Genomic DNA, 10434 nt, shown 5'->3' on the forward strand with positions numbered 1-10434 from the left:
GCTTTGTTCAGTTGCTTTCCACCAACTGTCTCGATTCGATAATACCTCCGCCGAGACAGATTTCACCGTCGTAGAACACCACCGACTGCCCAGGCGTAATGGCTCGCTGAGGCGTGTCGAACACGACTTCGCATTGATCAAGGCCAGTCATGCGGACCTGAACACCTTGGTCGTCCTGCCGATAGCGGAATTTGGCCGTGCAGCGAAACTCGTCGGGGTGCGGCGGCTTGCCGTCGACAAACGACAGTCCGCTCGCCCGCAGGCTTGTCGAAAACAACCTCGGATGATCCGCGCCTTGCGCCACAATGAGCACGTTGCGCGCCAGATCCTTGTCGGCGACGTACCACGCTTCGCCAGAGCTGTCGTTGCGGCCGCCGATGCCAATGCCGCGCCGCTGGCCAATCGTGTAGTACATCAAGCCCTCGTGCTCGCCGATCACGCGCCCGTCGGTATCTTCGATCATACCGGGCTGCGCTGGCAGATATGTTTTCAGGAACTGCCGAAAGTTCTTCTCGCCAATAAAGCAGATGCCTGTGCTGTCCTTCTTCGTCGCCGTCGACAGGCCGAATTCTTTGGCGATGGCCCGGACTTCCGGCTTTTGCATGCCGCCAATCGGGAACATCGCGCGTTTGAGCGGCACCTGATCCAACGTGTGCAGGAAATAGGTCTGATCCTTGTTCGGATCGGCGCCGCGAAGGAGTTCAACCGTGCCGTCGCCGTTGTGTCTCAGTTGCGCATAATGTCCGGTTGCGAGGTAATCTGCGCCGAGATCGAGCGCCCTGTCGAGCAATTCTTTGAACTTGATCTCCTTGTTGCACAACACGTCGGGATTCGGCGTGCGGCCGCGTTCGTACTCTTCGAGAAAATATTGGAACACGCGCTGTTCATACTCGCGTTCAAAGTTCACGCCGTAGTAAGGGATGCCAATTTGTTCGCACACGTGTGCCACGTCTTCGAAGTCCTCCGTCGCGGTGCAATGGCCAAATTCGTCCGTGTCGTCCCAATTTTTCATAAATACGCCAATCACGTCGTAGCCGGCCCGCTTCAGCAGCAATGCGCTGACCGATGAATCGACACCGCCAGACATGCCGACGACCACCCGTTTGACCGTCATCTTGGTAGTCCCCCTTTCCAGCAATTTTGTGTACAATCTATAAGAAGTTGTCCGACCCTAGTTCGGACGTGTTAGGGAGCAAGAAGGAAAGGCGGACAATCCATTGTTTGAGTTGAACCGTTCTGCCATTTTGGAGCATCCTCGCCTGCGTTTTCTGTCAGATCTCGTGCCCATCGCGGAGCATCTGGACAACATTGAAAAGTTTATTCGTATCTGCTACGAAGAGCAAGGATGGCGGGTGGCGCAGTCGGGACGGATCGTTGCGCTGCGGGCCACCGATGAAGACAGGTTGTCCAGCGCCTTCAAGGCCAGCTTGTATTTGGGCAAGTATAACGATATGGCGAACACAAGTCGATTTTTGCGGAATATGGTTTCTGCGGGCCATTCGTACGAACCCATTCGCGGAGAGACCGTGCTGTTTCTCGCAATTGGTGTCGGTAAACCGGTGTACGATCACCTCGTGACCTACACGGTCGGGCGTCCGACGCGGATTGCGGGCGGGCAGCGGGCAAATGTGCCGTGGGGATTCGAGTTGCCGGTTGAAGCGAAAAACGCGGATGAATACGAAGAAGAGCTGGAGCGAATTCGCAATGTGATCCGGCTTGCCAAGCAGGATCGCGTCGAACAAATGCAAGCGGCGCGGGCGAAATTGCCTGTTGGTTACATCATGCCGCCGTTTCTGATGGAGTTTTCGGAAGAAGCCTTGATTAAAACGGTGTTTCGGCAAAGACTGTTTGAAAAGGGCGCGCAAGGCGCGACGGTCGACGTGGTGTCGGATATGCTGAACGCGTGTATGCAGATTGACGAAGAAAAGTGGTCGTTTTTGATTGACTACCACGGGCCGCACATCCAGCAATGGGAGAAGGCGATGCGCACCTTGCGCAAAGAGCGGTACACACTCGCCGACATCGCGCAGAAGTTGGGGATTACGGAAGAAGAGGCATTGACCCGAGATTTGTATGATATGCTCATTGAATCGGTCGGGAAACTGCCTCCATCGATGTGGGAAAAGTCCCGATAAAGTGCCGGTACAAAGGTTCTATTGGATGAGCGAATCGGCGGCTACCGGTTGGGCGTGACATCCGTCACAGATTCCACAATCCAGATGCCGCCGCGACCTTGCCGCTCAGGCTGAAAGAGTTCGACGAGATAGCGACAGTTGCGATGTTTGACGCGGACGACCGCGTGCATCAAACCGCTGTCGGTATCGCGGTATTGTTCGACCAGCGTATAGGCGTCGTTCATGCGGAGGCCAAGATGAACCGTTCCGACTTCCTGGGCGGTCCGGATGGGGCTCAAGCGCCACATGTTCTGTCCGTTGTCGACGGAGCGTTGGATACGGCCGTAATCTTCTCCGGGAATGACGACAGTACCCGTAACGACTTCTTCGCATGCCATGTGCTGTGTCCTCCTTTATGACTGGCTGTGACCTGTCGGACAACTCTTGTGCGGGCAGTTCATGCCACATAGTATGGGGGCACTCGCCGCTGATCGCATGACGAAGGCCTACATAAAGGCCTACATAGAGGAGGAACGAATATGGCGATTTCAGGTGAAGGAAAGGTTGCCATTGTCACGGGTGCCAGTGCGGGCATCGGTCAGGCGATCGCGGTGGGGCTCGCGCGCGTTGGTTTTTCGCTGGCCGTAGGCGCTCGACGAAAAGAACGTCTGGATGACGTGAGCAAGGAGATCGAACGGATCTCCGGAGCCAGACCGTACGCCGCCGCATTGGACGTCACCGACACGACGAGTGTCGAACGGTTTATCTCCGGTGTGCTGGATCACTACGGAAAGGTAAATGTGCTCGTCAACAACGCCGGTAAGGCGTTGGGGCTGGATCACATCGACGCGTCGGCGAACGAGGACGATTGGCAAGAGATGTTGGATACGAACGTGATGGGCCTCTTGCGAATGACGAAGCGACTGGTTCCGTATCTCATCGAGAGCGGAGACGGTCATATCATCAATATCGGATCGACCGCGGGACATGAAGCATATGCTGGTGGAGGGGTGTACTGCGGCACCAAGTTCGCTGTCCGCGCTATCACAGGAGCCTTGCGGCAGGAATTGCTCGGCAAACCGGTCCGCGTCAGTTCCATCGATCCCGGCATGGTCGAGACGGAATTCAGCATCGTGCGTTTCCATGGGGATGAAGATCGGGCTGCCAAAGTGTACGAGGGCCTTCGACCGCTGCGGGCGGAGGACGTCGCTGACTGTGTCGTGTTTGCAGCCACACGGCCGTTTCACGTCAACATCGATGAGATGATCCTGAAGTCCATCGATCAAGCGGATTCTCGCCGCGTCGCCCGCCACGGACAGCCAAGCTGAACGGAGGAAATCCATGTTAATCTCAGCGGACGAACTCCATCAACGGTTGATGGAGCCCGAATTGGTCATTTTCGATTGCCGTTTCAAATTAAACGATCCCGATTGGGGACAGACTGTTTATCAGAAGTCGCACATTCCTGGCGCCTATTACCTGGATCTCGAGCGCGATTTATCGGCGCCGGCCCGCGAACACGGCGGACGGCACCCGCTCCCGGATCCAGAGGTGTTCGCGAACAAGCTCGGCCAGGCCGGCGTGACCGATCAATCGGTGGTCGTGGTCTACGACAGCGGCGGCGGAATGGCGGCACGGGCATGGTGGCTGGCTCGTTACATCGGGATCGAAGAAGTGTACATCCTCGATGGCGGATATCAGGCATGGGTCGAAGCTGGCTACGCGTGCTCCTGTAAAGTTCCGGAAAAAGTCGATCGCAACCTTGACGCCTCGCCGCAGCCAGGCATGACGACCGTGGGGATGGAAGACGTCAGACGGATCGTCGACGGCGAGTTTCCCGCTGTGTTGGTGGATGCTCGGGCCAATGACCGATACACGGGAGAAGTGGAGCCGATTGACAAAGTGGCCGGACATATCCCTGGCGCGGTCAACTACCCGTGGCAGAACGGATTGACGGATCGCGGCACTTGGAAGCCGGAATATCAGCAGCAGAAGCGATTTCGCGAGATCATCTCGGAAAAGTTGCCGATTGTCGTCTACTGTGGCTCCGGTGTAACGGCATGCGCCACGATTTTTGCGCTGAAAATGGCCGGAGCGAAGGACGTCCGTCTTTATCCGGGCAGTTGGAGCGATTGGGTGTCATATCCAAGCAATCCTGTAGCCAAGTCGTAAGTTGGAGGACGACGTGGGAACTCGCAAAAATAGACATCGTTCAGGGCAGCGCGAAGAACGGAACGTGAACCGCGGTCGCCAAGGCACCCGCAGAAAGACGTGGAAACGGCCTTTGCTGCTCGGGATTACTGTCTTTTGCGCCGTCTTTATTTTTTGTATCGGCGCCTTCGTGGGTTTTTTGTACAAGACCTCGACGGGCACACAATGGCGGCTGCTGCTCGCGGAAACGGTGGCATCGACCCGCCATTATCAGTGGGCTCGTTGGTTGACCACACCAGAGGAATTTGAGCAAATCATGAAGGGTCTGTCCGGTATCGCCGTCAGTCAATCAGACATCAACGCCGTTACGCCCTCGGAGACCACTGCGAACGCCGATTCGATTCAGGTGATCCCCATCCACGGCAGCGGGTACAATGGAGACGTGATGTTGATTCACAATCCGAAGTTGATTCGGCTCGTTCCGGCCAAGGTCGTTGGCGACGAGGGAGAGTACATTACGGATATGGCCAAGCGGGTCGGTGCCGTCGCGGGCATCAACGCCAGCGGCTTCGAAGATCCCAACGGCGAAGGTTGGGGCGGCATTCCCGTCGGCTTGGAGTACGTGAACGGGCAAGTCATGCAGGCTTCGAAGGACGATCCCAGTTGGGCGACCGTGGGATTTACCGACAGCGGCGTGATGGTCATGGGCAATTACACGGAAAACCAGCTGGCGTCGCTTGGCGTTCGGGACGCGATGCAGTTCCACCCAGAACTGGTCGTCAACGGTCAGCCCACGATCACGGAAGGTGACGGCGGTTGGGGAACGGATCCGCGCACGGCGATTGGTCAGGCGAAGGACGGGACGGTCATCTTCGTCGTGATCAACGGTCGTCTGCATGCGGGATCGATTGGCGCGACGATGCGGCAAGTGATGGATATCATGCTCCAGTATCACGCAGTCAACGCATGCGCCATGGACGGAGGGTCGTCATCGGTGATGTACTACAACGGCAAGATTATCAATTCGCCTTCGACCATCGATCCCAACGGCCAGCGGCACCTTCCCGACGCATGGATGGTCTTCCCGACTGTCGCGGCAGCGAACGCGATGACCACTCCGTGACGCGCCGTATTCAGGCGGATTCAGCATGGACGCTGAATCCGCCTGTCTTCTTTTGGTACAATGGTAGCGATGAGAGGGGAGGGTAACGAATGCAAACACTGTCGTTGGATGAAGCGAAAAATGTGCTTCAATCGTATGTGAATCGCCCCGTGTATATCCATTTGGAAGTGAATCCCGAAGCCTATCTCCGCAATGCGCTCGTTACCTATACGAAGTGTGAATTTTTTGGAGAGGACTCGTACAGAGTGCACTTCCTTTTGACCAATCCCGAAGGAATGCTCAGCATCAAGGACGTTACGGACGCGTACGACGATGGCGGCGTGATCGTGCTGTGCGGCTATGACGATCAATCGCGCATCGCCCAAACGCTGAGCGTGAGCCCCCAGCCGTTGCAGGTGTGACTGGCGACCGCCGCGGGCTTTGGCGAGATGCCTCGAGTGAGAACGGAAAGTGGGGATGAGATGTGGCGACAGTCGTAGCGGTATTCGCGCATCCGGACGACGAAACGTTTATCTGCGGAGGAACCTTGGCGAAACTGTCCGCGGAAGGTCACCGCGTTGTCTTGGTTTGTGCAACGCTGGGCGAAATGGGACGGCGTATGGGGATTCCTCCGATTGCGACAAGGGAATCGATTGGCCAGCTGCGTGAAGCTGAGTTGCGCGCCGCCTGTGACGCATTGGGGATTGCTCGATTGGTGACACTGGGCATTCGCGACAAGTGGCTGGAAATGTGTGATGAGCGCGAAGTTGCGTCACGGGTGCTGTCGGTATTTGAGGAAGAGCAGCCCAAGGCGGTGATCACCTTTCACGATCCGATGGGGGGACACCCTGATCACTGTGCCATCGGCCGCATCGCGACCGATGCGTATGAACGGTACACCGCTTCTTCAGGCATGTCCGTCGGCCTGTTCTACGTGGCATGGGGAGAGGGCCTGGATACATACAAACGGTTTGAACAGCCTGTCATTGGCATGGTTCGAGTGGATGTGCAGGCGCACAAAGCTGCGAAGTTGAAGGCGTTTCGCGCCCACCGCACGCAGTCGCAATTGGACAGAGGCGTATGGGGAAGCGAGAAACAAGGGATGTTGCGAATGGCTTCGAGTGAATTCTTCGTACACTCGCAAGGACCGCGACTGAGTCGACCTGGTGTTTTGTTCGAGCACGAATAGGAGGTCTGTGAGATGGAATTGGACCATTATTTCGCAGTGTCGGATGACATGCGCAAGCGCCTGGAAGTCACGCGCGAACTGGCAGCGACGTTCGCCGGACGCGCGAAACATTACGACGAAACCAACCAATTCCCCCACGAAAACATCGAGGACCTGAAGCGGTCCGGGTATGTATCGTGGACCGTCCCGCGCCAATTTGGCGGTCTGGAGATCAGTCTCCGCGAGATGCTGATGCACCAAGAGCAACTGGCCCGCGGCGATGGCTCGACGGCGCTCGCAATTGGCTGGCACGTCGGCATGATTCTCAACTTGCGATCCACCGGCGCATTCCCGGATCCGCTCTTCCAAACGATCTGCGAGAGTGTCGTTCGCGACGGCGCGTTGATCAACTCCTGCGCGAGCGAACCCGCGACAGGCAGCCCCAGCCGCGGCGGCCGTCCCGAGACGACCGCGGTGCGGGTTGCTGGCGGCTACCGGATTACAGGCAGGAAGACGTTCAGCACCTTGTCGCCTGCGCTGACCTGGATTATGGTCACTGCTGGGATCGACGGCGATGAGCGCGTCGGTCAATTCGTCGTGCGCGGCGAAGACGTCGAGATCGTCGAGACGTGGAACGTGCTCGGCATGCGCGCGACAGGCAGCCACGATATCGTGCTTAAAGACGTGTTTGTGCCGGAGGATCGGATCGTCGCGATCGCGAAGCCCGGCGAAAAGACCGAGCGCAACAACGACGGCGGGGGCTGGATGCTGCACATTCCGGCGTGCTATCTCGGCGTCAGTCTGGCCGCCCGCGATTTCGCGATGCAGTACGCCGCGACCTATCAGCCCAACTCCCTCCCGCACCCGATCGCCGACGTACCGCACGTCGAGCAAAAGTTGGGCGAGATGGAACTCAAGCTGCTCGCCGCGCGCACGCTGATGTACGATCTCGCCACTCGCTGGGACGAAGCATCCCTTGCGGACCGCGCATCGCTTCGGCCGAAATTTGGCGCCGCGAAGACGCTCGCGACGAATGCCGCCAACGAGGTGGTGGATCTCGCCATGCGCGTCGTCGGCGGCCGAAGCCTGTCCAAAGATTTGCCGCTGGAACGCTATTACCGCGATGTCCGCGCCGGGCTGCACAATCCGCCGATGGATGACGTGGTGTACCGGATGCTTGCGAAGGAAGGGACCGCACCGTACCGCAAGCCTCGAGCATAGGAATGCCCCCTTGATAGGGGCGCAGTCGCAGCGATCGCACCGGGGGATAAAAGCCAAACGTTCCCTTATCGGCGGTGGAGGCGCGGTGGGAACGAGCCGATGGCGGAAATGAAGTTCTATACCGAAGTTCTGTACGGAAAAACCAAGTCGTGCAGTCGAAAACAAAATTGTAGCGCGGCGCAAACCGGACTTGTAGGGATTTTGGGGGGATGGCGTTTGGTTACACATAGAGCTGAAATTGTATACGGTTATCGTAATGAATACGCACATTCAAACCTGGTGTCTTGTGTCGCGATCGGGCGGTTTAGCTGATTAATCACAAGCACGAAACGACGAAGGGGCTGTCCTCACAGCGGTGAAATCCACTGCGGGGGCAACCCCTTTGCTCATCAAGAATTATTCAATGGTGCTTTTCATCGCTTGATACATATTATCTACGTATGCGTCGACTTCGTCACGTGACATGCGCAAGCGATTCACGGATGAGCCATAGCCAATCTCCTGTTTACCCTCTTCGAATCCTCGGAAAATTCCATCCGTGAACGCATCTAAGGGTTCTCCATGTGTGTGTAGATCCGCCCCACCTAAATTGGTGTTCACTGCCGGTGGAACTACTTCAATGACTTCCACTGATGTATTAGCCAGTTGGTGTCTAAGACTCATCGTAAAGGAGTGTAGCGCCGCTTTGGTCGCCGAATAAACGGGAGCAATGGCGAGGGGCGTGAAAGCCAACCCAGACGTCACATTTACAATAGCAGCATCATCTTTTCTTGCAAAAAATGGGGCGAAAAGCATGGATAGATGAATAGGAGCTTCGGCATTGATCATGATTTCATTGTTGTAATAGCCCCAATTGTCCTTCGCATTTGCCTTCAATACATGAAACCGTTGTTGAATCCCTGCGTTGTTCACTAATACGTTGACCTCAGGATAGTTGGCTGTCACCCAGTCGAACAACGCTTTACGGTCGGCTTCACGTCCCACGTCACTGACGCGGGTAATGAGATTTGGGAACTTCTCCTTGGCATCCCGAAGGGCACTTTCACGTCGCCCGCAGACGATGACTGTATTTCCGGCTTGGATAAAGCGTTCTGCAAAAGCAAGGCCAATGCCCGCACTGCCACCTGTAATAAGTATTGTATTCCCTGAAAGTTTCATCGAAATTCGCCTCCCGCATGAGTCTGTGTCTTGAACACGACATTGGATTGTGTCATTGTGTATTCTCCATTCTTCACAAGAGTCACCAGATAGTCTGCCAATTGGTTGCAACATATAACTAACTGGTTGGTTATATGTTATTCGTAACTAACCAATTAGTCAAATATATTTTTTGTGTGATATCATTGAAAACACTAATTTAATGCCTGGAACAGGTGGGGGGAATCCTTTGAGAAACGCTGAGGCGACGAAAGAACGGATTTTAGAGGCGGCTTTGGAGGAGTTCTCCTCCTACGGCATTGCGGGTGCGCGCGTCGACCGCATCGCTCAGAATGCCGGATGCAACAAGAATCTGATCTACGTTTACTTTGAAAATAAAGAAACGCTTTTTACAACAGTCCTTGAGAAACACTTAACACGGGTTTATGAGGAAATTTCTTTCACACCTGAGGATCTTCCTGGTTATGCGGTGAGAGTATTCGATTGGGCTATGACACATCCAGATATAGTACGGTTAATGACATGGTACAGTTTGGAGCAGAAGGTAGACAATATAACCGAGCGTACCACTGTCCGCGACAAGAAAATTAAAGCGATAATGGATGCGCAAAACGATGGTCTGATAGGAACGACGTTCACTCCTGGCTTTCTTTTGAATGCAATCATGGCCTTAGCCACCGCATGGACGCCAACACATCCTTTCGGGCCGTCACACAACCCAGATGCCGTGCCAAGAGAGACGAGGGAGGCAATCGCCAGGGCTGTTAGTCTAATCGCTAACGGTGAAGAGAAGCAGATATGAATTTCGCAGCTACAATGACGGTGAGTGTGATTATTTGAGTGAATTGAGGGTGTGTTTCCCTCTGTCACGAAGCTGCTTTAGGTGTAAGTCTTTCAAAATAGTACGGTTTTCTACGTCTCATAGTAAAGTTATTGTGAGGAAGTTTATTGCACATACCGGCGCATTAGCAACGCAAGGATATTTTCGAAACGGTACATTGAACGGATACCTCAGTAGACAAGAACTTGAAGTATGCAACATGATTTCGCCCGATCACGCCCCACCTCGTGAGCCAAGGGCCAAAACTTACCCTAGCCGGTGCGGTTTCGGGGGCGGGCTCTCCAACGATGCGCCGTGTTGAATACCTGTTCATGAATATTGGATAGATATTGGTCGGATACTATTGCTCACACTTGGTCTGCAGACACTTCATGACGCAGGTGCGTTTCAACACACGTAAAAATCTCGCTGAAGAGGTGTTGACATCGAATTTGAGCGGTGATATAGTACTCGTTGCCGCTGTTCCGGCGGCCGCCCAATATACCCCGTCATCTCGGGCTTCATCATCTCCTTTCACCCGATCATCTCGCGTGAACATCCGATGAAAAAAGTACCAGGTGACAACACATTATCGTCTGTGGTATATTGGTTGAGCTGCTTCGAGAGAAGCGCATTGCGGTCAAAGATGGTTCCTTGAAAACTAAACACACACCACGCCAGAGATACCAGTCTTGCGGAA

Annotated in this window: 11 protein-coding genes; 8 read left to right on the forward strand and 3 right to left on the reverse strand. The window is 55.1% G+C overall.

Annotation, left to right across the window (positions count from 1 at the left end; genetic code table 11):
* Nucleotides 1–7 precede the first annotated feature (7 nt).
* A complete protein-coding gene (gene mnmA, locus AAC01S_RS03535) occupies nucleotides 8–1135 on the reverse strand; it encodes a tRNA 2-thiouridine(34) synthase MnmA (protein ID WP_281178104.1) in 1128 nt (375 codons plus the stop codon).
* An 82-nt stretch (nucleotides 1136–1217) separates the two neighbouring features.
* On the opposite strand from mnmA, the gene AAC01S_RS03540 reads away from it, so the two are divergent.
* Nucleotides 1218–2135: a hypothetical protein gene (locus tag AAC01S_RS03540; RefSeq protein WP_067618847.1), complete on the forward strand. Its 918-nt coding sequence runs from the start codon at nucleotides 1218–1220 to the stop codon at nucleotides 2133–2135.
* A gap of 41 nt (nucleotides 2136–2176) precedes the next feature.
* Here AAC01S_RS03540 and AAC01S_RS03545 read toward each other — a convergent pair whose 3' ends face one another.
* The gene (locus AAC01S_RS03545) at nucleotides 2177–2512 is read right to left on the reverse strand and encodes a hypothetical protein (RefSeq protein ID WP_067618850.1); all 336 of its coding nucleotides are present in this window, start codon (nucleotides 2510–2512) and stop codon (nucleotides 2177–2179) included.
* Between the two features lie 141 nt (nucleotides 2513–2653).
* On the opposite strand from AAC01S_RS03545, the gene AAC01S_RS03550 reads away from it, so the two are divergent.
* The 6 genes from AAC01S_RS03550 (at nucleotide 2654) to AAC01S_RS03575 (ending at nucleotide 7756) form a co-directional block, all read left to right on the forward strand.
* On the forward strand, nucleotides 2654–3442 hold the full coding sequence (locus tag AAC01S_RS03550) for an SDR family NAD(P)-dependent oxidoreductase (RefSeq protein ID WP_067618852.1): 789 nt from the start codon (nucleotides 2654–2656) through the stop codon (nucleotides 3440–3442).
* 13 nt (nucleotides 3443–3455) lie between these two features.
* Nucleotides 3456–4286, forward strand: coding sequence for a sulfurtransferase (locus tag AAC01S_RS03555; protein WP_067618855.1), 831 nt, complete (start codon nucleotides 3456–3458; stop codon nucleotides 4284–4286).
* A gap of 13 nt (nucleotides 4287–4299) precedes the next feature.
* Entirely contained in the window at nucleotides 4300–5388 is a 1089-nt protein-coding gene (locus tag AAC01S_RS03560) for a phosphodiester glycosidase family protein (RefSeq protein ID WP_067618858.1), read from the forward strand.
* An 89-nt stretch (nucleotides 5389–5477) separates the two neighbouring features.
* Nucleotides 5478–5789: a DUF1806 family protein gene (locus AAC01S_RS03565; RefSeq protein WP_067618863.1), complete on the forward strand. Its 312-nt coding sequence runs from the start codon at nucleotides 5478–5480 to the stop codon at nucleotides 5787–5789.
* Nucleotides 5790–5851: 62 nt separating this feature from the next.
* Nucleotides 5852–6556 (forward strand): PIG-L family deacetylase, encoded by a 705-nt coding sequence (locus AAC01S_RS03570; RefSeq protein WP_067618867.1) that lies wholly within the window; start codon nucleotides 5852–5854, stop codon nucleotides 6554–6556.
* A gap of 12 nt (nucleotides 6557–6568) precedes the next feature.
* Nucleotides 6569–7756 carry an acyl-CoA dehydrogenase family protein gene (locus tag AAC01S_RS03575; RefSeq protein ID WP_067618871.1) on the forward strand — a complete coding sequence of 396 codons (1188 nt, stop codon included), beginning with the start codon at nucleotides 6569–6571 and terminating at the stop codon, nucleotides 7754–7756.
* Between the two features lie 396 nt (nucleotides 7757–8152).
* Here the strand turns inward: AAC01S_RS03575 and AAC01S_RS03580 are convergent, their stop codons facing one another.
* Nucleotides 8153–8914: an SDR family oxidoreductase gene (locus tag AAC01S_RS03580; protein ID WP_067618874.1), complete on the reverse strand. Its 762-nt coding sequence runs from the start codon at nucleotides 8912–8914 to the stop codon at nucleotides 8153–8155.
* Between the two features lie 229 nt (nucleotides 8915–9143).
* On the opposite strand from AAC01S_RS03580, the gene AAC01S_RS03585 reads away from it, so the two are divergent.
* The gene (locus AAC01S_RS03585) at nucleotides 9144–9716 is read left to right on the forward strand and encodes a TetR family transcriptional regulator (RefSeq protein WP_067618876.1); all 573 of its coding nucleotides are present in this window, start codon (nucleotides 9144–9146) and stop codon (nucleotides 9714–9716) included.
* Nucleotides 9717–10434 lie beyond the last annotated feature (718 nt).

Origin of the sequence: Alicyclobacillus acidiphilus NBRC 100859 (genome assembly GCF_001544355.1) — a bacterium.
Taxonomy (GTDB): domain Bacteria; phylum Bacillota; class Bacilli; order Alicyclobacillales; family Alicyclobacillaceae; genus Alicyclobacillus; species Alicyclobacillus acidiphilus.

What these genes read in the sequence shown, in the direction of transcription:
- AAC01S_RS03545 (WP_067618850.1), bottom strand. Translation starts at nt 2,512, where the DNA reads ATGGCATGCGAAGAAGTCGTTACGGGTACTGTCGTCATTCCCGGAGAA.
- AAC01S_RS03550 (WP_067618852.1), top strand. Translation starts at nt 2,654, where the DNA reads ATGGCGATTTCAGGTGAAGGAAAGGTTGCCATTGTCACGGGTGCCAGT.
- AAC01S_RS03555 (WP_067618855.1), top strand. Translation starts at nt 3,456, where the DNA reads ATGTTAATCTCAGCGGACGAACTCCATCAACGGTTGATGGAGCCCGAA.
- AAC01S_RS03565 (WP_067618863.1), top strand. Translation starts at nt 5,478, where the DNA reads ATGCAAACACTGTCGTTGGATGAAGCGAAAAATGTGCTTCAATCGTAT.
- AAC01S_RS03575 (WP_067618871.1), top strand. Translation starts at nt 6,569, where the DNA reads ATGGAATTGGACCATTATTTCGCAGTGTCGGATGACATGCGCAAGCGC.
- AAC01S_RS03580 (WP_067618874.1), bottom strand. Translation starts at nt 8,914, where the DNA reads ATGAAACTTTCAGGGAATACAATACTTATTACAGGTGGCAGTGCGGGC.